General features: G+C 62.9%; 24 protein-coding genes. 18 read left to right on the forward strand and 6 right to left on the reverse strand.

Annotated features, from left to right (window positions below; translation table 11 throughout):
- Complete coding sequence (gene hutG / locus AWB82_RS00930; protein ID WP_086964883.1) at positions 1–807, forward strand: N-formylglutamate deformylase; 807 nt, start codon at positions 1–3, stop codon at positions 805–807.
- A gap of 330 nt (positions 808–1,137) precedes the next feature.
- Positions 1,138–1,461, forward strand: coding sequence for a DUF4148 domain-containing protein (locus tag AWB82_RS00935; RefSeq protein WP_086965182.1), 324 nt, complete (start codon positions 1,138–1,140; stop codon positions 1,459–1,461).
- 174 nt (positions 1,462–1,635) lie between these two features.
- On the opposite strand, the gene AWB82_RS00940 is transcribed toward AWB82_RS00935, so the two are convergent.
- Positions 1,636–2,343 carry a TetR/AcrR family transcriptional regulator gene (locus AWB82_RS00940; RefSeq protein ID WP_086965184.1) on the reverse strand — a complete coding sequence of 236 codons (708 nt, stop codon included), beginning with the start codon at positions 2,341–2,343 and terminating at the stop codon, positions 1,636–1,638.
- Between the two features lie 394 nt (positions 2,344–2,737).
- Here AWB82_RS00940 and AWB82_RS00945 point away from each other — a divergent pair, with 394 nt between their 5' ends.
- The 8 genes from AWB82_RS00945 to AWB82_RS00980 all read left to right on the forward strand — a co-directional run bounded on the left by AWB82_RS00945 (position 2,738) and on the right by AWB82_RS00980 (position 11,255).
- A complete protein-coding gene (locus AWB82_RS00945) occupies positions 2,738–4,018 on the forward strand; it encodes a Zn-dependent hydrolase (RefSeq protein ID WP_086964885.1) in 1,281 nt (426 codons plus the stop codon).
- Positions 4,019–4,105: 87 nt separating this feature from the next.
- Positions 4,106–5,440: an NAD(P)-dependent oxidoreductase gene (locus tag AWB82_RS00950; protein WP_086964887.1), complete on the forward strand. Its 1,335-nt coding sequence runs from the start codon at positions 4,106–4,108 to the stop codon at positions 5,438–5,440.
- Between the two features lie 22 nt (positions 5,441–5,462).
- Entirely contained in the window at positions 5,463–6,749 is a 1,287-nt protein-coding gene (gene preA / locus AWB82_RS00955; protein ID WP_086964889.1) for an NAD-dependent dihydropyrimidine dehydrogenase subunit PreA, read from the forward strand.
- 65 nt (positions 6,750–6,814) lie between these two features.
- The gene (locus tag AWB82_RS00960; protein ID WP_086964891.1) at positions 6,815–8,302 is read left to right on the forward strand and encodes an NCS1 family nucleobase:cation symporter-1; all 1,488 of its coding nucleotides are present in this window, start codon (positions 6,815–6,817) and stop codon (positions 8,300–8,302) included.
- 34 nt (positions 8,303–8,336) lie between these two features.
- A complete protein-coding gene (gene hydA, locus AWB82_RS00965; RefSeq protein WP_086964893.1) occupies positions 8,337–9,800 on the forward strand; it encodes a dihydropyrimidinase in 1,464 nt (487 codons plus the stop codon).
- A 139-nt stretch (positions 9,801–9,939) separates the two neighbouring features.
- Entirely contained in the window at positions 9,940–10,704 is a 765-nt protein-coding gene (locus AWB82_RS00970; RefSeq protein WP_235023131.1) for a CDP-diacylglycerol diphosphatase, read from the forward strand.
- A gap of 109 nt (positions 10,705–10,813) precedes the next feature.
- Positions 10,814–11,089: a BrnT family toxin gene (locus AWB82_RS00975; protein ID WP_086964897.1), complete on the forward strand. Its 276-nt coding sequence runs from the start codon at positions 10,814–10,816 to the stop codon at positions 11,087–11,089.
- Positions 11,073–11,255, forward strand: a complete 183-nt coding sequence (locus AWB82_RS00980) for a hypothetical protein (RefSeq protein ID WP_086964899.1) — start codon at positions 11,073–11,075, stop codon at positions 11,253–11,255. Before AWB82_RS00975 ends, AWB82_RS00980 begins: the two co-directional genes overlap by 17 nt.
- Before the next feature lie 4 nt (positions 11,256–11,259).
- Here AWB82_RS00980 and AWB82_RS00985 read toward each other — a convergent pair whose 3' ends face one another.
- The 3 genes from AWB82_RS00985 to AWB82_RS00995 all read right to left on the reverse strand — a co-directional run bounded on the left by AWB82_RS00985 (position 11,260) and on the right by AWB82_RS00995 (position 13,428).
- A complete protein-coding gene (locus AWB82_RS00985) occupies positions 11,260–11,592 on the reverse strand; it encodes a hypothetical protein (RefSeq protein WP_086964901.1) in 333 nt (110 codons plus the stop codon).
- 93 nt (positions 11,593–11,685) lie between these two features.
- Positions 11,686–12,969 (reverse strand): aspartate carbamoyltransferase, encoded by a 1,284-nt coding sequence (locus tag AWB82_RS00990; protein ID WP_407642964.1) that lies wholly within the window; start codon positions 12,967–12,969, stop codon positions 11,686–11,688.
- 39 nt (positions 12,970–13,008) lie between these two features.
- Positions 13,009–13,428, reverse strand: a complete 420-nt coding sequence (locus AWB82_RS00995) for a secondary thiamine-phosphate synthase enzyme YjbQ (protein WP_086964905.1) — start codon at positions 13,426–13,428, stop codon at positions 13,009–13,011.
- Between the two features lie 123 nt (positions 13,429–13,551).
- On the opposite strand from AWB82_RS00995, the gene AWB82_RS01000 reads away from it, so the two are divergent.
- The 3 genes from AWB82_RS01000 (at position 13,552) to AWB82_RS01010 (ending at position 16,337) form a co-directional block, all read left to right on the forward strand.
- The gene (locus AWB82_RS01000) at positions 13,552–14,034 is read left to right on the forward strand and encodes a BON domain-containing protein (protein ID WP_086964907.1); all 483 of its coding nucleotides are present in this window, start codon (positions 13,552–13,554) and stop codon (positions 14,032–14,034) included.
- A gap of 76 nt (positions 14,035–14,110) precedes the next feature.
- Complete coding sequence (locus AWB82_RS01005; RefSeq protein ID WP_086964909.1) at positions 14,111–15,538, forward strand: NfeD family protein; 1,428 nt, start codon at positions 14,111–14,113, stop codon at positions 15,536–15,538.
- Between the two features lie 25 nt (positions 15,539–15,563).
- On the forward strand, positions 15,564–16,337 hold the full coding sequence (locus AWB82_RS01010; RefSeq protein WP_086964911.1) for a slipin family protein: 774 nt from the start codon (positions 15,564–15,566) through the stop codon (positions 16,335–16,337).
- Here AWB82_RS01010 and AWB82_RS01015 read toward each other — a convergent pair.
- Positions 16,334–16,870, reverse strand: a complete 537-nt coding sequence (locus tag AWB82_RS01015; protein ID WP_086964913.1) for a carboxymuconolactone decarboxylase family protein — start codon at positions 16,868–16,870, stop codon at positions 16,334–16,336. The genes AWB82_RS01010 and AWB82_RS01015 overlap by 4 nt on opposite strands.
- Before the next feature lie 176 nt (positions 16,871–17,046).
- On the opposite strand from AWB82_RS01015, the gene AWB82_RS01020 reads away from it, so the two are divergent.
- The 5 genes from AWB82_RS01020 to AWB82_RS01040 all read left to right on the forward strand — a co-directional run bounded on the left by AWB82_RS01020 (position 17,047) and on the right by AWB82_RS01040 (position 22,755).
- Positions 17,047–17,985 carry a LysR family transcriptional regulator gene (locus tag AWB82_RS01020; RefSeq protein ID WP_086964915.1) on the forward strand — a complete coding sequence of 313 codons (939 nt, stop codon included), beginning with the start codon at positions 17,047–17,049 and terminating at the stop codon, positions 17,983–17,985.
- A 159-nt stretch (positions 17,986–18,144) separates the two neighbouring features.
- Positions 18,145–19,236, forward strand: a complete 1,092-nt coding sequence (locus AWB82_RS01025) for an HlyD family secretion protein (protein WP_086964917.1) — start codon at positions 18,145–18,147, stop codon at positions 19,234–19,236.
- 10 nt (positions 19,237–19,246) lie between these two features.
- Complete coding sequence (locus tag AWB82_RS01030; RefSeq protein ID WP_086964919.1) at positions 19,247–20,821, forward strand: DHA2 family efflux MFS transporter permease subunit; 1,575 nt, start codon at positions 19,247–19,249, stop codon at positions 20,819–20,821.
- 27 nt (positions 20,822–20,848) lie between these two features.
- Complete coding sequence (locus AWB82_RS01035; protein WP_086964920.1) at positions 20,849–22,309, forward strand: efflux transporter outer membrane subunit; 1,461 nt, start codon at positions 20,849–20,851, stop codon at positions 22,307–22,309.
- Positions 22,306–22,755 carry a PaaI family thioesterase gene (locus tag AWB82_RS01040; RefSeq protein WP_086964922.1) on the forward strand — a complete coding sequence of 150 codons (450 nt, stop codon included), beginning with the start codon at positions 22,306–22,308 and terminating at the stop codon, positions 22,753–22,755. Before AWB82_RS01035 ends, AWB82_RS01040 begins: the two co-directional genes overlap by 4 nt.
- 67 nt (positions 22,756–22,822) lie before the next feature.
- Here the strand turns inward: AWB82_RS01040 and AWB82_RS01045 are convergent, their stop codons facing one another.
- Positions 22,823–24,151 carry an aspartate aminotransferase family protein gene (locus tag AWB82_RS01045; RefSeq protein ID WP_086964924.1) on the reverse strand — a complete coding sequence of 443 codons (1,329 nt, stop codon included), beginning with the start codon at positions 24,149–24,151 and terminating at the stop codon, positions 22,823–22,825.
- Positions 24,152–24,197: the final 46 nt, after the last annotated feature.

Here is a 24,197-nt window from a genome sequence, read left to right on the forward strand (position 1 = left end):
ATGAACGGCTCTTCGATCTTCACGCTGGAACGCGGCAGCGCGCCGCTCCTGATTTCGATTCCGCACCGGGGCACGCAAATCCCCTGCGCGCTCGCCGACGAAATGACGCCCGTCGCCAGGCTCACTGAGGATTGCGACTGGCATCTCGAACGCCTCTACGCGTTCGCGCGCGAACTGGGCGCGTCGATCCTGACGCCGCAATACGCGCGATATGTCGTCGATCTGAACCGCCCGCCCGACGACGCGAATCTCTATCCGGGCCGCGACACGACGGGACTCTGTCCGGTCGATACCTTCGACAAGGCGCCGCTTTACAAGCCGGGCCACGAGCCGTCGCGCGAGCAGATCGACGCGCGTCGCGCGATGTACTGGCAGCCGTATCACGATGCGCTCGCCGGCGAACTCGATGCGCTGCGGCAGGCTCATGGCCGCGTGCTGCTGTGGGAAGCGCATTCGATCCGCTCGGTCGTGCCGCGCTTTTTCGATGGCCGCCTGACCGATTTCAACTTCGGCACGGCGGACGGCGCATCGGCGGCGCCGGGGCTGGCCGAGCGTCTCGCGAGCATCGTCGAGCGCGACGGGCGGTATTCGACGGTGGCCAACGGACGCTTCAAGGGCGGCTATATCACCCGGCGTTACGGCCGGCCCGCCGACGGTGTTCACGCGGTTCAACTGGAACTGACGCAGGTCAGCTACATGGAAGAAACGTCGCCCTTTGCTTACGACGAAGCGAAGGCGAACGCGATCGAGCCGCTGCTGCGCGAACTCGTGACAGCCGCGCTTGCCCACGTGGCGACGGCTTCGTAGCTGACGCGCTGATGACGATAGGCTGGCAACGGTGTAATTGCGCCAAGCCTGGAAATCGCGTTGGAAGCCGGATAAACGCGGCTGCGCTCGAAATAAACTCAACTAAAACAATGGCTTAATTCCGATCGCGGCGCGGAACCGAGAACGCGTCGCGCGTCGGTCTGAGAAACGCATTGTTGCGATCGCGACAATTATGTTTCGTGCAAATTGGGGTTTCCCCTAGGTCTTCCGCCTCCTACACTGTCTTCATGCGAAACGAAATCAGAAAACGCTTAATAAGCTTCCGATTCGGTTTCGATTTCAAAACAAGACTACTGGAGGTTCATCATGATCAAGGCATTCGTTCCCGCACTCGTCATCGCCACCGCTCTGGCCGCTCCGACCTTCGCGTTCGCCCAAAGCACTGCGCCGGTGACTCGCGCTCAAGTCCGCGCGGAACTGGTTCAACTGGAAAAGGCCGGCTACAACCCGTCGGAAGATCGCGTGAACTATCCGCAGAATCTTCAAGCCGCTCAAGCACGTGTGAACGCTGAAAACGGCGCAAGCGCTTACGGTCCTTCGACGGCCGGCACGTCGCAATCGGGCGCAGCTGCTCCGGTCGCGCGCGCCAACGTGTCGATGTCGGATCGCAACTCGGTCTACTTCGGTCATTAATCGAAGCTCGATTCGGAGCTTCGTGAAGCAGGGCAGCAGAGGTAGTGAGCAGTAGCGGTTGAAGTAGCAGCAAGCATCAGAAAGCGCACTACTTGCGAGAATGCAGTAGCAGTAAGCATCACTTAGTAAAGCAGTAGGCAGTGAACGCCGGCCTCTATCGAGTGGCCGGCGTTTTTATTGGGCGTCTTCCTTCTCTTCGACACGCGGCGACACCGCCCCGCACGCGCGAATCACGAGGCGCACGACTTCTTCCGTCTGTTCGTCGAAGGCACGGCGCGTGAGCGCGCGCTTGCCTTTCAACGCTCGGATCTGCGCATCGAAGTCGGCGTAGTGCTGCGTGATCGCCCAGATCATGAACATGAACGTGTCCGGCTCGACCGGCGCGAGCAGGCCGCGCGCGATCCAGCTTTCGATGACGATGACGCGCGTATCGAGCCACGGCTTCACGCGCTCGTTGAGAATGTCCTGCATGTGATGAGCGCCGTGGATGATCTCGCTCGCCCAGACCTTCGAGCCGAGCGGCCGGCGTCTCGACAATTCCATCTTCGCGCGCACATAGCCGCCGATCGCGTCCACCGGATCGTCGCTGCATTCGAAGGTATCCGCCGCGCGATGCCAGTCCTCGAACAAATCTTCGAGCACGCGCCGATAGAGCGCGAGCTTCGTCGGAAAGTAGTAATGCAGGTTGGCCTTCGGCAAGCCGGCGCGTTCGGCGATCATCGCCGTGCTCGCGCCTTCGAGCCCTTTCTCCGCGAACACTTCCTCCGCGCAAGCCAGAAGCCGCGCTTCGTTGCTCTCGCGGATTTGCGCCTTGCTGCGCCGCAAAGGTGGCGCTGAACCTTCGCGTTCGTCGATGCCGTCAGTCGCGTTGTCGTGTCTCATCGTCGAATTCTTCTGCCGTGTGTGCCGCATCGTGCCTCATTCGCTCCGTTCGCGCCATTCGCGCCCTTTTGTGCATGCCGCGCTGCATCGCGTCGAAAACGCCATTGCGCCCAATGCCGGCCGATGCTGCATCGCAATGGCACGCTTATCGCTTTGTTTTCTCAGTGTTTGCCCGCACACGAAAGACGTTGATTTGCTTATTTTAATCGGCTACAACCTGTCCAATTGGACAGGATTTGAAGCGCGCCCGGAGCATCGAAGAAGCGTGTTGTTCGCATCACTCATCGCAAAACAAACTCATGCACCGGACGCGTGCGGCATCGCACCGCAAACGTCCGGCATGCACGAAACGAAGTCACTCACATACGAAGTCCGATCGTAAGGAGCGAGGCGAATGAACGTCGTAACGGATGCAATCAGAGAGGCTGGTCTCGATACGTCCATCAAGGTGAACGGTCAGCGTCTATGGGACGGCCTCATGACGATGGCCAAGATCGGCGCGACCCCGAAGGGCGGCGTATGCCGTCTCGCGCTGACCGATCTCGACCGCGAAGGGCGCGATCTCATTGTGAGCTGGGCGAAGGAAGCGGGTTGCACGGTGAGCGTCGATCAGATGGGCAACGTGTTCATGCGTCGCGCCGGGCGCAACCTCGACGCGCTGCCGGTCATGACCGGCTCGCACGCGGATTCGCAGCCCACGGGCGGCCGCTTCGACGGCATCTACGGCGTGCTCGGCGGACTCGAAGTAATCCGCTCGCTCAACGATCGCGGCATCGAGACGGAGCATCCGATCGAAGTCGTGATCTGGACCAACGAGGAAGGCTCGCGCTTCGCGCCCGCGATGGTCGCATCGGGCGTGTTCGCGGGCGTGTTTTCGCTCGATTACGGCCTGTCGCGCAAGGATGTCGACGGCAAGACCATCGGCGAGGAACTGAAGCGCATCGGCTATGCGGGCGATTTGCCGTGCGGCGGCCGCAAGCTGCATGCGGCGTTCGAGTTGCACATCGAGCAAGGTCCGATTCTCGAAGCCGAGGACAAGACGATCGGCGTCGTCACCGACGCGCAAGGCCAACGCTGGTACGAGATCACGCTGACCGGCCAGGAAGCGCACGCGGGCCCCACGCCGATGCCGCGCCGCAAGGATGCGCTGCTGGGCGCATCGCGCGTGGTCGATCTCGTCAATCGCATCGGCCTCGACCATGCGCCGCTCGCATGCGCGACGGTCGGCATGATGCAGGTGCATCCGAACTCGCGCAATGTGATTCCCGGCCGCGTCTTCTTCACGGTCGATTTCCGTCATCCCGACGATGCCGTGCTCGCGCGCATGGATGCCGCGTTGCGCGAGGGCGTCGCGCGCATCGCCGGCGAGATCGGTTTGCAGACCGAGCTCGAACAGATCTTCTACTACGAGCCCGTAAAGTTCGACGCCGCCTGCGTCGCGTCCGTGCGCGCGGCGGCGCAACGCTTCGGTTATTCGCATCGCGACATGGTGTCGGGCGCGGGACACGACGCGTGCTATCTCTCGCAGGTCGCGCCGACCTCGATGGTGTTCGTGCCATGCGTCGATGGCATCAGTCATAACGAAATCGAAGACGCGACGCAGGAGTGGATCGAGGCGGGCGCGAACGTGCTTCTGCACGCGATGCTCGAGCGCGCGTCGGAACAGGCTTCGTAAGCGACGCTTTTCTATTTTCACGTTCAGTACCGTCCGCGTCATCGCATGCGGACGGCGGGCACTCGTTCGTCCTCAAAAGGAACGCGCATGACCATGAAACCGATCGGCGATATCGCGAGCCATCGTCTTACACAGGAACAGCTCGCATGCGAATTCTCGGACGTCGCGCCGCTGCTCGACGCCACCGCCGCGGCTGCCGCCGCGAGCCGCTGCCACTACTGCTACGACGCGCCGTGCGTGCAAGCCTGCCCGACGAGCATTGACATTCCGAGCTTTATTCGCAAGATCGGCAACGGCAATCTGAAAGGCGCGGCCGTCGATATCCTGTCGGCTAATCCGCTTGGCGGCATGTGCGCGCGCGTGTGCCCGACGGAGATCCTCTGCGAAGGTAGTTGCGTACGCAACCATCCCGGCGACGAGCCGGTGAAGATCGGCGCGTTGCAACGTCATGCAACCGATTGGGCGATGGCGAAAGGTGTCGCGTTGTTCGAACGCGCGGCGGACACCGGACGCCGCATCGCGATCGTCGGCGCGGGTCCGGCGGGACTTGCGTGTGCGTATCGGCTCGCGCTGGCCGGACATCGCGCGGTGATCTTCGACGCGCGCGCGAAGCCGGGCGGACTCAACGAGTACGGCATCGCCGCGTACAAGACGGTCGAGGACTATGCGCAGCGCGAGATCGAATGGCTGTATTCGATCGGCGGTATCGAAATCGAAGCGGGTCGGTCGCTCGGCCGGGACTTCACCCTGGACGAACTGCGCAAGCAATACGATGCGGTGTTTATCGCGTTCGGTCTTGCGGGCGTGCGCGAACTGTCGCTCGAAGGCGAAGCGCTCGAAGGCGTGATGAACGCGGTCGATTTCATCGAGCAGGTGCGTCAGGCCGACGAACTCGCGAATGTGCCGGTCGGGCGGCGCGTCGTGGTCATCGGCGGCGGCAACACGGCGGTCGATGCATGCGTGCAGGCCGCCAAGCTCGGCGCGACGAACGTGACGATGGTCTATCGGCGCGGCGTCGAGAACATGAGCGCGACGTGGGCCGAGCGCGAGTTCGCGCAGACGAACGGCGTAGCCATCGTCACGCACGCGCAGCCGGTGCGATTGATCGGCGCTAACGGTCTGGTTACGGGCGTCGAGTTCGAGCGCGGCACGGAGCGCTTCGTGATCGAAGCGGACATGGTGCTGAAGGCGATCGGTCAGACGCTCGTTCCCGTCGGCATCGAGCGCGAGTTGCTGACGCTCGATGGTGGACGCATCGTCACCGACGAGAACCGTCAGACGACGCTCGCGAAAGTGTGGGCGGGCGGCGATTGCGCGACCCATGAAGGACTCGACCTCACCGTGCAGGCCGTGCAGGACGGCAAGCTGGCGGCGGCGTCCATCGATGCGTCGTTCGAACTGACCGCGATCAAAGCCGCCTGAGCATAAAAGGAGAACTACGAACATGGCCGATCTGACTTGCAACATCGCCGGTATCACGTCGCCGAATCCTTTCTGGCTCGCGTCCGCGCCGCCGACCGACAAAGCCTATAACGTCAATCGCGCGTTCGAGGCCGGTTGGGGCGGCGTCGTGTGGAAGACGCTCGGACTCGATCCGCACGTCGTGAACGTGAGCTCGCGTTATGGCGCGGTGCAATGGAACGGGCAGCGCATCGCGGGGCTGAACAACATCGAGCTCATTACGGATCGTCCGCTAGATGTGAATCTGCGCGAGATCGAACAGGTGAAGCGTGACTGGCCCGATCGCGCGCTGATCGTCTCTCTGATGGTTCCGTGCAACGAGAAGGACTGGAAGTGGATTCTCACGCAAGTGGAAGACACGGGCGCAGATGCGGTCGAACTGAACTTCGGGTGTCCGCATGGCATGAGCGAACGCGGCATGGGCGCGGCCGTGGGGCAAGTGCCTGAATATGTCGAGATGGTCACGCGCTGGGTGAAGGAAGGCACGAAGCTGCCGTGCCTCGTGAAACTCACGCCGAACATCAGCGACATCCGCACGGGTTCGCGCGCCGCGTTCAAGGGCGGCGCGGATGGCGTGTCGCTCATCAACACGATCAACTCGATCGTCGCCGTCGATCTCGATCAGATGGCGCCGATGCCGACTGTCGACGGCAAGGGCACGCATGGCGGCTATTGCGGCCCGGCGGTAAAGCCTATCGCGCTGAACATGGTGGCCGAAATCGCGCGCGATCCTGAGACGCCGAATCTGCCTATCTCGGGCATCGGCGGCATTTCGTCATGGCGCGATGCCGCCGAGTTCATGGTGCTCGGCGCGGGCAGCGTGCAGGTGTGCACGGCCGCCATGCACTACGGTTTTCGCATCGTGTCCGATCTCGCCGATGGCCTCTCGAACTGGATGGACGAAAAAGGCTACGCGACGCTCGACGATATTCGCGGCCGCGCCGTGCCGAACGTCACCGACTGGAAGTACCTCAATCTCAAGTACGACATCAAGGCGCGCATCGATCAGGACAAGTGTATCCAGTGCGGGCTGTGTCATATCGCATGCGAGGACACGTCGCATCAGGCGATCCTGAAGGAGAAAGACGGCAAGCGGCATTTCGAAGTGGTGGACGCGGAATGCGTCGGCTGCAATCTGTGCATGCACGTGTGTCCCGTCGAGCAGTGCATCACGATGGAACGCGTCGATGCGGGCGAGTACGCGAACTGGACCACGCACGAGAACAATCCCGCGCGCATCGATGCGGAAGAACCCGCGAAAGCGGCATAAACATAACGTAGCGCTCGTCGTCGTTGAATCCCCGATCTACCGCACACTCAACCGGAGTGCACCCGATGAATCAGACAGCGCATGACGTCGAGACGAGCAGCTTGTATAACGAGGACCTCGCACCGACCGGCCCCGCGCAACGCACTTGGAAGTGGTATCACTTCGCGGCGTTGTGGGTCGGCATGGTGATGAACATCGCGTCATACATGCTGGCCGCGGGTCTCACCGACCAGGGCATGTCGCCGTGGCAGGCGGTATTGACGGTCTTGCTCGGCAACATGATCGTGCTCGTGCCGATGCTGCTGATCGGCCATGCCGGCGCGAAGCACGGCATCCCATACGCGGTGCTCGTGCGTTCTTCGTTCGGCACGCAGGGCGCGAAGTTGCCGGCGCTGCTGCGCGCGATCGTCGCGTGCGGCTGGTACGGTATTCAAACATGGCTGGGCGGCAGCGCGATCTATACGCTTTTGAATATCCTGACGGGCAATGCGTTGCATGGCGCGGCGCTGCCTCTCATCGATATTTCGCTTGGGCAACTCGCGTGCTTTCTCGTGTTCTGGGCGTTGCAGCTTTACTTCATCTGGCACGGCACGGATTCGATCCGCTGGCTCGAAAGCTGGTCCGCGCCGATCAAGGTCGTGATGTGCATCGCGCTCGTCTGGTGGGCGACGAGCAAAGCGGGTGGCATCGGCTCGATGCTCTCGGCGCCTTCGCAGTTCGTCGCGGGCGGCAAGAAAGAGGGGCTTTTCTGGGCGACGTTCTGGCCGGGTCTCACCGCGATGGTCGGCTTCTGGGCGACGCTCGCGCTCAACATTCCCGATTTCACGCGCTTCGCACGCACACAACGCGATCAGGTGATTGGGCAATCGATCGGCCTGCCGCTACCGATGGCGCTGCTCTCGGTGATCTCGGTCGTCGTCACGTCGGCGACGGTCGTGATCTACGGCAAGGCGATCTGGGATCCGATCGATCTCACGAGCCGCATGACGGGCATCGGCGTGGGCGTCGCGCTCATCATTCTCACGCTCGATACGATGTGCTGCAATCTCGCGGCCAATCTCGTTGGACCGGCCTATGACTTTTCGAGCCTGTGGCCGAAGGGCATTTCGTATCGCGCGGGCGGCATGATCACCGCGACGATCGCCATCGTCATGATGCCGTGGAAGATTCTCGCGACCACGCAGGGCTACATCTTCACGTGGCTCGTCGGCTATTCGGCGCTGCTCGGGCCGGTCGCGGGCATTCTGATGGTCGACTACTTTTTCATTCGCGGCACGCGGCTCGATCACCGCGAGCTCTTCGATGAAGACGGCGAGTACTCGTATAGCGGCGGCTGGAACATGGCGGCGGTCGTGGCGCTACTCGCCGGCGTGCTGCCGAATCTGCCGGGCTTCCTGCACACGGCGTTCCCCGCGTCGTTTCCCGGCGTGCCGGTCTTCTTCAATACGCTCTACACGTATGCGTGGTTCGTGGGTCTCGTGCTCGCCGCGCTCGTCTATGGATCGTGGATGAAGCTGCGCGGCAGCCCGCGCGCCGGCGTTTTGAGCGCCTGATTTCGAACATGACTGAATACCTGGAGGACGACTCATGCCTATCCTGATTCGCGGCGGCACCGTCATCGATGCGGACCGCACCTATCGCGCCGACGTGCTATGCGCCGACCCGCAAGCGGGCGGGACGATTCTCGCCATCGGCACCGATCTCGACGCACCCGCGAACACGCAAATCGTCGATGCCGGCGGACAATACGTCATGCCCGGCGGTATCGATCCGCATACGCACATGGAATTGCCCTTCATGGGCACGACCGCCAGCGACGATTTCTATACCGGCACCGCGGCGGGACTGTCGGGCGGCACGACGAGCATCATCGACTTCGTGATACCGAGCCCGAAGCAACCGCTCATGGATGCGTTCAGGGAGTGGCGCGGGTGGGCCGAGAAAGCATCGGCGGATTACGGCTTTCACGTCGCGGTGACGTGGTGGGACGAGTCCGTGCATCGCGACATGGGCTTGCTCGTGCACGAGCATGGCGTGTCGAGCTTCAAGCACTTCATGGCCTACAAGAACGCGATCATGGCCGACGACGAAGTGCTCGTGAACAGCTTCACGCGTTCGCTCGAACTCGGCGCGCTGCCGACCGTTCACGCGGAAAACGGCGAGCTCGTCTTTCAGTTGCAGAAGCAACTACTTGCGAAAGGCTTCACGGGACCGGAGGCGCATCCGTTGTCCCGTCCGCCCGAAGTGGAGGGCGAAGCGGCCAATCGCGCGATCCGCATCGCTCAGGTGCTTGGCGTGCCGCTCTACATCGTGCACGTCTCGGCGAAAGATGCAGTCGATGTGATAGCGAAGGCGCGCAACGAAGGATTGCGCGTATTCGGTGAAGTGTTGCCGGGCCATCTCGTGATCGATGAATCGGTGTATCGCGATCCCGACTGGACGCGCGCCGCCGCGCACGTGATGAGCCCGCCGTTTCGCGCGGCCGAGCATCGCGAGGCGTTGTGGCGCGGGCTGCAATCGGGCCAGCTGCATACGACGGCGACCGATCATTGCGTATTCTGCGCATCGCAGAAAGCGATGGGCCGCGAAGACTTCACAAGGATTCCTAACGGTTGCGGCGGAGTGGAAGATCGCATGTCGGTGCTGTGGCATCACGGCGTCAACATGGGTCGTCTCACACCGAACGAGTTCGTGCGCGTGACATCGACGAATGCGGCGCAAATCTTCAATCTCTATCCGCGAAAGGGCGCGGTGCAGGTCGGCGCGGATGCGGATATCGTCGTCTGGGACCCGAACGCGACGCGCACGATCTCCGTGAAGACGCATCATCAGAAGGTGGATTTCAACGTCTTCGAAGGCATGGAAGTGCAAGGCGTCGCGACGCACACGCTCACGCGCGGCGCGCTCGCCTGGGCCAACGGCGATCTGCGTGCGGAGCGCGGCGCGGGACAGTATTTGAAGCGTCCGCCGAGCGCGTCGTACTTCGAGGCGGCGCGCGTCGCCAACAAGCTGAAGGAACCGCATCCGGTGAATCGCGCCGAGACGGCCTGATTTCCCGAGCGATGACAAAGCCCCGCGCTCCTCGGACGCGGGGCTTTGTCGCGTTTCGGGACGCGTTTCCGGGGCACGTTCATGCGCTTGCAAGCATAATCCGGCAGGCTGTCCACTTTCGCGCCGCCAGATCATGCCGATGAAACCTGTGAAGAAACTCCGCCGCCTCGCCGCGCTCGGTCTGCTTTGTCTGCCGTTCGCGTATGCAGCCGATCCGAACGCGCTGTGGGACATCGTCCACGACTACTGCGAGCCCGCCGCGGAGGGCGCGCAGGTTCAGCAGAAATGCGCGGACGTGAATCTGCCAGGGGGATACGCCGTTCTGAAGGATATCGTCGGGGTCGCGCAATATCTGCTGATTCCGACTGCGCGCGTGAGCGGCATCGAAAGTCCCGCGCTGCTCGCGCCAAACGCGCCGAACTACTTTCGCGACGGATGGAATGCGCGCGGCTATGTCGATCGCGCGTTGCGTCGGACGCTGCCGCGCGATGAAGTTTCGCTCGCTATCAATTCGGCGAGCGGGCGCACGCAAAATCAGCTGCACATCCATATCGACTGTCTCGCGTCCGATGTCGTGCAGACGCTGCGCGAAGTGGGGCCGGGCATCGGCGCGGAGTGGAAGCCGCTGCCGGTGAGATTGCGCGGCCATGTGTACAGCGCGATGCGCATCGACGACGCGGATCTCGCGCATACCGATCCCTTCAAGCTCGTCGCGCCCTATGCCGCAAGCCGCGGCCAGACGATGGGCGAACAGACGCTTTTGCTCGTGGGCGCCGTGCGCGGCGATGGCGCGCACGCATTCTTTCTCCTCAACGATCACGTGCAGCCTGGCAACTGGGCATCGTCCGAAGAGCTTCAGGATCATTCGTGCTCGTTGGCCAATCGGTCTATAGAAAAGCCATGAGGTTTCCAGAAGAATGAAGTAACTGGAATCGTTCGGACTTCGGATTAAACACAATCCGAAAATCAGAACTTTCGCGTCTTGTCACTTCTACTTTTGGGAATCACAATGAATGCTCTTCGACATTACGTTTGACCCGTTGAAGGACGCGATCAATCGGCTTCAGCACGGTGTATCGCTCGATCTTGCGAGAGAGATCGCGTGGGACGCTGTCGTGCTGGAAATAGACGATCGTCGCGATTATGGAGAGGTTCGCGAAGTGGGCTATGTGCCCATTCGCGGCCGTACGTTCTGCGTGGTGTTCACGTGGAGAAACGAGACGCGGCGCATCATCAGCCTGCGCCGCGCAAACGATAGAGAGTTAGATCGAAATGCAAAGCAAAGTTAAGGACCTCATCTATCTCACGCCTGAGGAGGAAGAGGAGATCAACCGGGGTATCGCGTTGGATCCGGACACATGGGAGCTTTCGGACGAAGAATTCAAGCGGATGAAACCCTACGCCGAATTCATGCGTGAACATCATCCGGATCTGATCAAGCCTTCGAAAGAATGAGATGTCAGCTCGTGCCGCGCGTGCTCACACGATGCGCAAATACGCGCGGCGCAATCCCTTCGACATGCGCTTCAGGCAGCACGCGTTTCAACGTTCGCAATGTGAACGCGAGGTCTTCGCTGGCCGTATCGAATTCGAGGCGTAGTTCACAGCCTTCACGCTGCGCCTGACTCACATAGATGCCGAGCGGCGAATGAAACAGTGCGCGTATGCGTTCCCGCGACGCCTCGGTATTCGGGAAATGCGCGAGCGCGAGAATGCGCACGCGCTGACACGAGCCGAACCCTTCATCATGTAATTTTCGACGGCTGACCGCCCATGCAAGCGACATATTCATGACCGTTGCTCCATCACGTTTCCTTGTGTAGAAGCATAGGCCGGCTTTCGTCAACGTCACGCAAAGAGATGATTGCGGCGTGTAAAAACCGTATCAATCGAAGCCGTGGAACACGGCGTCGTCCGGACCGATTGAAACAGGCGACTTCCACGCCGCGTCGCGCATCGAATGGCGCACTTGATGCTCGACGCCCAGCAGCACCGCGAAAATCGCCATGCGCACCGCGATGCCGTTGTCGGTCTGGCGGAAGATCGCGAGGCGCGAGTCGTGGTTCAGGTCGGTGGCGAGATCGTTCGCGCCGGGGCGGCTGTCGCGCGGCAGCGGATGCATGATGAGCGTGTCGCGTCCGCATACATCGTCGACGAGCGCCTGGTTGATCTGAAAATCCGGCGTATAGCCTTCGATCGATTCATCGGCGAAACGCTCTTTCTGAATGCGCGTCGCGTACACCACGTCCGCGCCCGCGAGTCCCGCGCGCAGGTCGCTCGTCTGCTCGATCACGTGGTCGCCGCGCGCGATGCGCTCGATGATATGCGCCGGCATTTCCAGCGAACGCGGCGACACGAGCGTGAACTTCAGTCCCTTGTAAAGCGAGAGCAGCTTGGCGAGCGAATGCACGGTGCGGCCGTACTTGAGATCGCCGACCATCGCGATATGCGCGCCATCGACGATTTTTCCGAGACGCGAGAACTCGCGCTGGATCGTGTAGAGATCGAGCAGCGCCTGACTCGGATGCTCGCCGGGGCCGTCGCCCGCATTGATTACAGGAATATTCGTCGCGCGTGCGAATTCCGCGACCGAGCCTTGCTCCGGATGCCGCACGACGATCGCGTCGGCGTAACCGCTGATGACCCGGCTCGTGTCGTAGATCGACTCGCCTTTCGCCATCGACGAAAACGTGAAGCCAGTCGTGTCGCACACCGAGCCGCCGAGCCTCGCGAACGCCGCGCCGAAGCTCACGCGCGTGCGCGTGCTGGCCTCGAAGAACAGATTCGCGAGCACCGCGCCTTCGAGCACGCGCGTGATCTTCTTGCGCCGCGCAATGGGCTGCATCATGTCGGCAGTGCGGAACAAGGCCTCGGCCGATTCGCGCGAAAACTGGTCGATCGAGAGCAATTGCGGCCGGCCTTCGAAGTCGATAGCCAGATGTGCGCTTTGCGTATATGAGCCGCCTTCCGGCATGCCGCCCAAAATCTCGCCGACGTAGCGCGCGGCGATTTCCGGCATTGCGCGCGATTCCGGCGACTCGTCCGGCAGCAACCACGTATCCAGCGCGCGCCGCGATACGCCGATGCGCGACGCGAACGCATCGCGGGTCATGTTCAGACGCCGCATGGCGTCGCGAAGAATCGTCTGCTGCTGATGTTCTTGAGTCACCGTCACCGCTCCCGAAATATACGCGGTGCGTATATTAGGTCACTCGCCGATCAGATGCAAGACGAGTTCGCGCTGATGCTGCGCCGTCCGGTGCTCGAACACGTAGATGCCTTGCCACGTGCCGAGCACCATGCGGCCGGCCTCGACGGGAATCGAAAGCTGCACGGTGGTCAGCGCCGTGCGCAGGTGCGCGGGCATGTCGTCGGGCCCTTCGGTGTCGTGCACGTAGCGGCCGGGCACTTCTGGCGCGACCGACTCGAAATACCGTTCGAGATCCACGCGCACGTCGGGATCGGCGTTCTCCTGAATCAGCAGCGATGCCGACGTATGCCGGCAAAACAGCGTGAGCAAACCGGTGCGAATGTCCTGAAGATCGATCCAGCGATCGATGTCACGTGTGACTTCGTGCAGGCCGCGCGAGCCTGTCGCGACCGTCAGATGGTGGAGTGCCTGTTTCATGTCGGTCTCGGTGCGGGGAATGGGCGATGCGCCACATCGTGAGTTTACCGGCTTCCCGTGCGCCGATTCGGTCCGGTGCAATGAACTATGCTGTCTGGACGATCGCTCGATGAAAGGCGCACGATGACACGAACTGCGGCTTACGGAATGCTGGCGCTCGCGGCCGTGCTTGCCGCAGCCCCGCACATGACGCGCGCCGACGAAAAGCGCGAGAACCGCGGCAACGATCCCTTTCTGCAGGTATCGAGCGCCATCGCCGATTGCGCCGCGCCGCTCGGCCCGTTCGAAACCGATCGGGAATGGCTCGACGAAGCGCATTACCGCATCGAACGCGGCAATAGCTGCTGGATCGGGGGGCGCTGCCGGCTCGCGAACAGCTACGACTACGACAAGGAGATCGCCGAGAGCGTGACGCGGCGCCTGAATTCGCTGAACGCGTCGCTGCAATGGCGCGAGAAAACCAGCTTGTGGCTCACGTTGCAGCGCCGCTTCGTCTATCTCGACGGTTGCGTGTCGCGCGACTTCGACAAGGCGCGGTTCGTGTCGGCGCTGGGCGAAACGGCGGATGTCGAAAAGGTCATTGATCGCACGACGCGCCGGCCGTGATTGTGCAATTGACCTAAGCTAAAAGAGAGACCGAACACGAGGAACCGCCGCGCAAGCGCGCGCCCGGTTTTCGCCGATGAAAACGAACCTCGCCGACTGGCTGTGTAGGCGCGTGCGTTGCGCGTTGTGGTTGCTTGCGTGCGCGCTCATCCCGATGAGCGCCGTGGCCGGCGTGGCCGGTGTGAGCGCGCCCGTCGTCGTGATCCCGCTGAAAGGTGCGATCGGACCGGCGAGCGCGGATTTCTTCGTGCGCTCGCTCGCCCGCGCCGCCGACGAGCACGCGCAACTCGCCGTGCTCGAACTCGACACGCCCGGCGGACTCGATCTCTCGATGCGCTCGATCATCCAGGCGATACTCGCTTCGCCGGTGCCGGTGGCCGCGTTCATCGCGCCGAGCGGGGCGCGCGCCGCGAGCGCGGGCACCTACATCACCTACGCGAGCCACATCGCGGCGATGGCGCCCGGCACGAACCTCGGCGCGGCGTCGCCGGTACAGCTCGGCATGGGCGGACCGGAGCGCGAACCGTCGGGCGCAAAGCCCGCATCGGGCGCGCGCGCGGAACCTGCGGAGCAATCGACCGAAACGCGCAAACAGATGCAGGACGCCGCCGCCTATATCCGCGGTCTCGCGCAATTGCGCGGACGCAACGTGCAATGGGCCGAGCGCGCGGTGCGCGAGGCGGTCGCGTTATCGGCGACGGAAGCGCTGGAGCAGAAAGTCATCGACATGACCGCGAACGACGTTCCCGATCTGCTCGCGAAACTCGACGGTCGTCACGTCAAGACCGCGAGCGGCGATCACGTCCTCGCGACGAAACAGGCGCCGCTCGTCGTGCTGCAACCCGACTGGCGCAGCCGCTTCCTCGCGACGATCACCGACCCGAGCGTCGCGCTCATTCTGATGATGATCGGCATGTACGGGCTCTTCTTCGAATTCGCGAATCCCGGCATGGTGCTGCCGGGCGTCGCCGGCGCGATCTGCCTGCTGGTCGGATTGTTTGCTCTGCAACTATTGCCGATCAGCTTCGTCGGACTGGGATTGATCCTGCTCGGCATGGGTTTTCTGGTCGCTGAAATGTTTCTGCCGACCTTCGGTTCGCTCGGCATCGGCGGGATCATCGCGTTCGCGATCGGCGCGCTCATGCTGATCGATACCGACGTGCCCGGCTTCGGCATTCCGGTCGGCCTGGTCGTCGGGCTCGCGCTCTTCACGGCGTTGTTCGTGTTCACTGTGTCGGGCGTCGCGTTGCGGGCGCGCAAGCGCCCGGTCGTGAGCGGCGGCGAGGCGATGCTCGGCAGCATCGGCGTGATGTTGACGAGCGAAGGCGCATCGGCCGATGCCGCCAACGGCTGGGCGCGCGTGCAAGGCGAACGCTGGCGCGTGCGTTCGACGTCGCCGGACGCATTGCCCGGAGAAGGCGCGCGGGTGCGCGTGATTTCGCGTCACGGTCTCACGTTGACCGTCGAGCCGCTGCAGGGTGAACGCGAGCCGGGCCATTCCTGAACACATCCACAACGAGGCTTGAAAAATGGGGCTTACTTTTGGTTTCAGCGGCATCGTCATCGCGTTCTTCATCTTTATCGTCGCGTCCGCGGTGCGCATTTTCCGCGAGTACGAGCGCGGCGTCGTGTTCATGCTCGGGCGCTTCTGGAAAGTGAAAGGGCCGGGGCTCGTGCTGATCATTCCGGTCGTGCAGCAGGTCGTGCGCATGGACTTGCGCACTGTCGTGTTCGACGTGCCGCCGCAGGACGTCATCACGCGCGACAACGTGTCGGTGAAGGTGAACGCGGTCGTGTACTTCCGTGTCGTCGATCCGGAAAAGGCGGTGATCCAGGTCGCGCGTTTTCTCGACGCGACAAGTCAGCTCGCGCAAACCACGCTGCGCGCGATCCTCGGCAAGCACGAGCTCGACGAACTGCTGTCCGAGCGCGAGCGCCTCAATGCCGATATCCAGCGCGTGCTCGATTCGCAGACGGATGCGTGGGGCATCAAGGTGTCGAACGTCGAGATCAAGGACGTTGATATCAACGAGACGATGATCCGCGCAATCGCTCGCCAGGCCGAAGCGGAACGCGAGCGGCGCGCGAAGATCATCCATGCCGAAGGCGAGTTGCAGGCATCGGAGAAACTGCTGCAAGCGGCGCAAATGCTCGCGCAACAGCCGCAGGCCATGCAGTTGCGCTATCTGCAAACGCTGACCTCGATTGCCGGAGACAAGAACTCGACGATCGTGTTTCCGGTGCCGGTCGATCTCGTGAGTTCCGTCATCGACCGGCTTACCAAAGGTTCATCGCAAACTTAGACGAGGGCAGGGAAGTCGATCGTCGTGTCGTTCACGCGGTTCACGAGGTTCGTGAAGTTGATGACGCTCATCGCGAACAGCGTGTCGATCACTTGCGCTTCCGAGTAGCCCGCTTCGCGCACTTCGTTCAGACGCGCCGCGTCGATCGTGCCGGTGGAACCCGCGACATGCCGCACGAAGCGCACGAGCGCATCGCGCTTCGCATTGCCGGTCGCTTCGCCCGCGCGAATCTGCTGCGTTTCCTTCTGCGAGAGCCCGACCATCTTGCCGACGAGCGTATGCGCGGCGGCACAGTAATCACAGCCGGCGAGTTCGCTGACGGCTAGCTTGATGGCTTCGACATCGGCCTTGTCGAGGCTGCTCTTCGCGAGAACCGCGTCGCCATTGAGCGTTGCGCCGAGCGCGGCGGGGCTATGCGTGCCGATGGTCGCGTAAGCGTTCGGCACCTTGCCCGCCGCCTTCTTGATCGCGGCGAAAAGATCGGCGGTTGCGCCCGTTGCTTCATTGACGTTGATTTGAGAAAGACGTGACATGGTGTGCTCCTTCGTTCAGTGGTGGGCCATGTGCATGGCATGGGTTGAACTTTAGGCTCGTGTGTCTCCCGCGTGAATGCTCGCGCGACTCGTAAAACCGCGCGATCGTCTCAACGTGCGGATACGGCGGCTTCGTGCCATGATCGAGGCTCTTTGCACGCATCGCGAACGCGCACATGGACTATCTGACGAGCCTGAAGGTGTTTTGCACGGTGGTCGAAGCGAAGAGCTTCGCGCGTGCGGCCGACATACTCGGCTTGTCGCCGCCCGTTGTTTCGCGGGCCATCGCGGGTCTGGAAGAACGGCTCGGCAGCCGGCTTTTCCATCGCACGACACGGCAAATCTCGCTGACGGAAACCGCCGAGCGCTTCTTCGCCGACTGCTCGCGTCTGCTCGACGAACTGCAGGCGATGGAAGAGCGCGCATCAAACCGCGCGAGCGAGGCAACCGGCCTGTTGCGGCTCGTCTCGCACACGACCGTGATGACGAGCCGCTATGCGCCGCTCGTTGCGAGCTTCAGGCGCGCGCATCCGCACGTGCGCCTCGACGTGACGCTGACGGAGCGGCCCATCGATCTCGTCGGCGAAGGCTACGATCTCGCGATCGTGCTGCCCTTCATGCTATCGACCGACACGGCCGTCACGCGCCTGCTCGAAACTATTCCGCTCGTGCTCGTCGCGAGTCCCGCGTATCTCGCTCAACGTCCCGCGCCGCGTCATCCGTCCGAACTCGCCGATCACGTGTTCGTGCCGATGTCCCCGTCGATACGCAAGCCGGCGCTCACATTTCGCATCGGCGGGGAGGAACTGCGCGTGCCGCTCAATTACGACATCGCGTCGAACAGCGCGGTGTTCAATCGCGAAATGGCCTTGCAGGGCTTCGGTATCGGCGTTCTGCCGACGGCGCTCGTCGCGCAGGAGGTCGCGGCGGGGCGGCTCGTCACGCTGCTCGACGCCTACGAGCGTGTCGATTCCGCCATCGAGATTCGTATCGCCTACAGCACGCGCGCGCTGTTGCCGGCGAAGGTGCGCGCGTTCGTCGAGCACGCGGTGCATTTTTGCGCCGTTGAAAGCATGCTGTCCGACGAGCCGAAAAACCGGCTCCGAGCCTTGTAGCGCAAGGCTCAGCGCGATTCTTTCCGCCCGCGTCATTCATTCATGCGCGCCGTGACGGTTGACTTGGTGCATATGCACAACTAGTCTTCCGGGCTATGACGGGCAGCGCATTCGCCCTTTCCTTCAATTTATATTGTGCATATGCACTATAAATCGCAAATGACGACTCCAATGACGAATATTCCTTCGGTAGCGGCGCCGGCGCTCGCGCGGCCGGCGCGCAAGATTCCCTGGATGCTGTTCGCGCTCGGCCTGGTCGGGCTCGTGCTGGTCGCGGCGGCGACGTATTGGGCGCTCGTGTTGCGCTTCATTCAAACGACCGACGATGCCTACGTCGGCGGCGACGTCACCGTGCTCGCGCCGAAGGTGAACGGCTTCGTCGCCGATGTGCTCGTGCAGGACAATCAGCGCGTGAAGGCGGGTCAGGTTCTGATCCGCCTCGACGCGCGCGATTACGATGCGCGTCTCGCGCAGGCCGACGCCGAATTGTCGGGCGCGCGCGCGGCGGTGGTCGAATTGCAGGCGAAGGACGCATTGCAGGCGGCGGTCATCAATCAGCAGCAGGCGGAAGTACGCGCGTCGTCCGCCGAACTCACGCGAACCGGGCAAGACCGTGTGCGCTATCGCGAACTCGTGAAAGACGATGCGGTGTCGAACCAAATCGTCGAACGCGCCGATGCCGACTACACGAAGGCGCAGGCGGCGGTGGATCGCAGCGGCGCGTCGCTCGTGGCGGCGAAGCGGCAACTGAGCGTGATCGAAGCCCAGATCGCGGATGCGCAGGCGCGCGTCGCGACGGCGGAAGCGTCGCGGCGTGTCGCGGAGCTGAACGTGGAGTACACGACGATCCGCTCGCCCGTCGATGGCTACGTCGGCAATCGCACGGCGCGCGTGGGCGTGCTCGCGAACGTGGGCACGTCGCTCCTGACCATCGTTCCGTCGACGGGCCTTTGGGTCGATGCGAACTTCAAGGAAGATCAACTGAAGAAGATGCGCGCGGGCGACGAAGCCGACGTCGAGCTCGATGCGTCGAGCGTGCCGCTAACTGGCCACGTCGAAAGCCTCGCGCCCGCGACCGGCGCCACCTTCAGCGTGCTGCCCGCCGAGAACGCGACAGGCAACTTCACGAAGATCGTGCAGCGCGTGCCGGTGCGCATCCGGCTCGATGTGCCGAAGGGCATGGAATCCGTGCTGCGTCCGGGACTGTCCGCGACGGTCAAGGTTCATCTCGGCCGGCAGTCGAACGGCTGAGGAGCGCGCGATGACACACACCATTCCTTCCGATCCCGCGAGCCAGCCGATCCGGCAGCGCGTGTTCGCCTTCGCGCTGATGTGCCTCGGCTTCTTCATGGCGACGCTCGATATCCAGATCGTCGCGTCGTCGCTGAAGGACATCGGCGGCGGATTGTCCGCGAGCCAGGACGAGTTGTCCTGGGTGCAGACGTCGTATCTGATCGCCGAGATTCTCGTCATACCGATGTCGGGCTGGCTCTCGAAAGTATTCTCCACGCGCTGGCTGTTCGTCGCATCGGCGGTCGGCTTCACGATCACGAGCATGCTGTGCGGCATGGCGTGGGACATCAATTCGATGATCCTCTTTCGCGGCTTGCAAGGCGCGCTCGGCGCCGCGATGATCCCGACCGTGTTCACGACCGCCTTCGTGCTGTTCCCCGGCAAGCAACGATTGATTGCATCGACAACTATCGGCGCGCTGGCGTCGCTCGCGCCCGCGGTCGGACCGGTGATCGGCGGCTGGATCACCGATCAATGGTCGTGGCACTGGCTCTTCTATCTGAACGTGGTGCCGGGTCTCGTCGTCGCGTTGCTTGTGCCGAAGTACGTGCACGTGGACGAACCCAATCTTTCGCTGCTGAAAAAGGGCGATTACATCGGCATCGTCCTGATGTCGGGCTTTCTCGGTTGTCTGGAATACGTGCTCGAAGAAGGGCCGCGCAAGAACTGGTTCGGCGACGACGTGATCATCGCGTGTGCATGGATCTCGGGGATCTGCGGCTTCCTGTTCCTCGTGCATGCGTTCACCGCGAAGGACCCGGTCGTCGATCTGCGCGCGCTCGCGGTGCGCAACTTCGCCATCGGCAGTCTGCTGTCGTTCGTGACGGGCGTCGGCATTTTCGTGTCGGTGTTTCTGACGCCAGTGTTCCTCGCGCGCGTGCGCGGCTTCGATTCGCTGCATACGGGCCTCGCGCTGCTTTCCGTCGGCTGTTTTCAGTTGCTTTCCATCGGCGTGTACGCCTTCGCGTCGCGCTTTATCGACATGCGCGTGCTGCTCGCATTCGGTCTGGTTTGCTTCGGCGCGGGCTGCTACTTCTATACGCCATTGACGCACGATTGGGGCTGGCAACAGTTCCTGCTGCCGCAGGCGCTGCGCGGCATCGGTCAGCAATTCGCGGTGCCGCCCATCGTGACGATGGCGCTCGGTTCGCTGCCGCCGTCGCGGCTGAAATCGGCGAGCGGGCTGTTCAATCTGATGCGCAATCTCGGCGGCGCCATCGGTATCGCGGTGAGCGCGACGATGCTCAACGACCGCCTCAACCTGCATTACCTGCATCTGAGCGAGAGCGTGACGATCGGCCGCCCGGTCGTCGACGACATGATCGCGCGCAGCTCGGCGCATCTCGCTTCCGTCGCGGGCGACGCGTTGAATGCATCGCAGGCGGGCCTTGCTTCGCTGCATGCGCTCGTGATGCGCGAAGCCCTCGTGCTGACCTTCGCCGATTGCTTCTACGTGCTCGCGCTGTGTTTCCTCTTCGGCCTGATGACCGTGATGTTCGCGAAGCCGATCACGAGCGCGCCGCCTTCGTCCGATGCGCATTGAACCGGGCCTTATCTGGATGCTTCGATCATGAAGAAACTTCTCGTTGCAATACTTGCTGGTGTGACCGCTTCGATGCTCGCCGCGTGCGCAGTGCAGCCCGCCACACACGCCGAACTTCCCGCGACGGTCAACGCGACCGCGCCCGCAGACTGGAGCGTCGATGTGCCGAAGCAGGCCGTCGATCCCACTGCATGGTGGAGTCAGTTCAACGATCCGGTGATGCACGAACTAGTCGCGGCCGTGCTCGACGACAACCTCGATGTTCAGGCTGCCGTCGAGCGCGTGAAGCAGGCGCAAGCGCTCACGACGCAACGTCGCGCGGCGCTGCTCCCGCAACTCGATGCGAACGCGGGCGGAGCCTACACGCGCCAGAACACGCCGCCGCCACTCGGCTACGTAAAGCAGGCGGGCTTCGGCCTGGCGTTGAGCTGGACGCCTGACGTGTTCGGCGGCGAGCGGCTGGAATTGCTGGCGTCGCAGGCGCAACTCGTCGGCCGTGAACACGCGGCGGATCAGGTCAGGCTCGCGCTCGCCGCTAACACGGCCGCCGCGTATGTCGATTTGCGCTGGGCTCAGGCGGAACTTAAAATACTTCAGGATAACGAAGAGATTCGCGAACGCGCGTTAAAGCTCACGCAACGTCGCCTGCAATATGGCCTGTCGACAAAGCTCGATGTCGCGCGCGCGCAGAATCAACTGAGCGATCTGCAATCGCGCATTCCGCGCACACAGACGACGATCCAGCATCAGTTGAGTCTGATCGCCGTGTATTCGGGTCGCACGCCGGAGTCCATCGACAAGCTGACGCTCGCGAATGCGGGCGCGATGCCCATGATTCCCGTGCCCGCGAGCGGCGTGCCGCAGATGCTGCCGTCGGATGCCCTGTTGCGCCGCCCCGATGTGCTCGTAGCTTATGCGAACGTGCAGCAGCGCGCGGCGGAAGTGGGCGTCGCGCGCGCGGAGCGCTATCCGAAGTTTTCGCTGCGATTGTCGGATGGCTTGCTGGCGTCGTCGTATCTCGGCTTGCCGACGTTGACCGATAACCTCTTCTCCGCGGCCATCAACGCGACGAGCCCGATTTTCAACGCGGGACGCATCACGGCGGAGATCGGGCAGAACGAGAGCAAGATGCGCGAGTCGGAACTGCATCTGCGTCAGACGATGCTCGAAGCGCTGAAGGATGTCGAAGATACGCGCAGCGATCTCGTCAGCAGGACCGAATCGACGGCGCGCCTCACCGATGCGCTCTCCGCGTCGGGTCAATCGCTCACGCTGTCGACGCAGTTGTACAAGGGCGGCGCGGCCAGCTTTCTCGATGTGCTCGACGCGCAGCAATCCTATCTGCGCGACGCGGATGCGTTGAATCAATCGAAGCGTGAACACGCACTGGCCGCCGTGGCGCTTTATCGTTCGCTCGGTGGCGGCTGGAGCGTGACCGGTGACGACGTGATCCAGACCGCCAGCGATAAAACGGAGACGACGAAATGAGCCTGATCGAAGAAACGGCCGCCGGCCTCGACGGTCTCGCGCAACTGCGCAAGCTGATCGCATGCGGGCGCAAGCCGGGCATTCTGGTATCGCTGGATTTCGAATTCATCGAAGTCGAAGCGGGCAGGGCGGTGTTCGCGGGCATACCCGGCGATCACGCGTATAACCCGATCGGCACCGTACACGGCGGCTACGCGGCTACGCTGCTCGATTCGGCATGCGGCTGCTCGGTGCATTCATGCCTGACCGCGACGCAAGCCTATACGACGCTCGAATTGAAGGTCGCCTATCACAAGGCGCTCACGCGCGATTCGGGGTTCTTGCGCGCGGAGGGACGCGTGTTGTCGATCGGACGGCGTGCCGCGTTCGCCGAAGCGACGCTCAAAGACGCGAGCGGCCGATTGTTCGCCTCGGCGACATCGACGTTGCTCGTGATGGAACGATAAAAAACCCGGCTTCTCGTTGCGATTCTGATCGTGAGAAGCCGGGCTGTCCGAGCGCGCGTGAAGCCGCTTATTTCACGCTTTCCAGCGCCTTTCTCACGGTGCCGAAGAGCTGATCGATCTGATCGTCTTCGATGATGAGCGGCGGCGAGAACGCGAGGATATCGCCGGTGTAACGCACGAGCACGCCCGCCTCGAAGCACTTGACGAACACTTCATAGGCGCGCGCGCCGGGCGCGCCGTCGCGCGAATCGAGCTCGATGCCCGCGACGAGTCCGAGATTGCGGATGTCCTTGACGTACGGCGCATCGCGCAGCGCGTGTGCGGCGCTTTCGAACTTCTCGGCCTTCGATGCCGCGCGCTCGAACAGCTTGTCGCGCCGATACAGATCGAGCGTCGCGATTGCGGCGGCGGTCGCGACCGGGTGCGCCGAATACGTGTAGCCGTGGAACAGTTCGATGGCGTTGGCCGCGCCCGCGTTGACGACCGTGTCGTGCACGTTGCGATGCGCGGCGACGGCGCCCAGCGGAATCGTCGCGTTGTTGATTGCCTTGGCCATCGTGATGAGGTCGGGGCTCACGCCGAAGTACTCGCTCGCCGTGGCCTTGCCGAGACGTCCAAAGCCGGTGATGACTTCATCGAAGATCAAAAGAATGCCGTACTTCGTGCAGATGTCGCGCAGTTTCTGCAGATAGCCTTGCGGCGGCACGAGCACGCCCGTGGAACCGGCGAGCGGCTCGACGATCACGGCCGCGATGGTCGACGGATCGTGCAGCGCGACGATGCGCTCCAGGTCATCGGCGAGATGGTCGCCCCACGCGGGCTGGCCCTTCGTAAACGCGTTGTGCGCAAGATCGTGCGTATGCGGCAGATGATCGATCGATGGCAGCAGCGCGCCCGAGAACGTCTTGCGGTTCGGCGCGATGCCGCCGACCGAGATGCCGCCGAAGCCGACGCCGTGATAGCCGCGCTCGCGGCCGATCAGACGCGTGCGCTGGCCTTCGCCGCGTGCGCGATGATAGGCGAGCGCGATTTTCAGTGCCGTATCGACCGACTCGGAGCCCGAATTCGTGAAGAAGATGCGGTCGAGACCTTCGGGCATCAGACCGGCGACCTTGGTCGCGGCTTCGAATGCGAGCGGATGGCCCATCTGGAAGGTCGGCGCGAAGTCGAGCGTCGAAAGCGCCTTCTGCACCGCGTCGACGATCTCGTCCCGGCAATGGCCCGCGTTCACGCACCAGAGACCCGCGGTGCCGTCGAGCACTTCACGGCCATCGGACGAGCGGTAATACATGCCTTTGGCGCTTTCCAGGAGGCGCGGCGCGGCCTTGAACTGGCGATTGGCGGTGAACGGCATCCAGAACGACGAGAGGTCTTCGATCACGGGGCGAGCATTCATTACGGGTCTCCTGAAGAAGTACGGCCACTGTATTCCTCGGCAAAAT

The sequence above is a fragment of the Caballeronia glebae genome, from assembly GCF_001545035.1.
Lineage (GTDB): Bacteria > Pseudomonadota > Gammaproteobacteria > Burkholderiales > Burkholderiaceae > Caballeronia > Caballeronia glebae.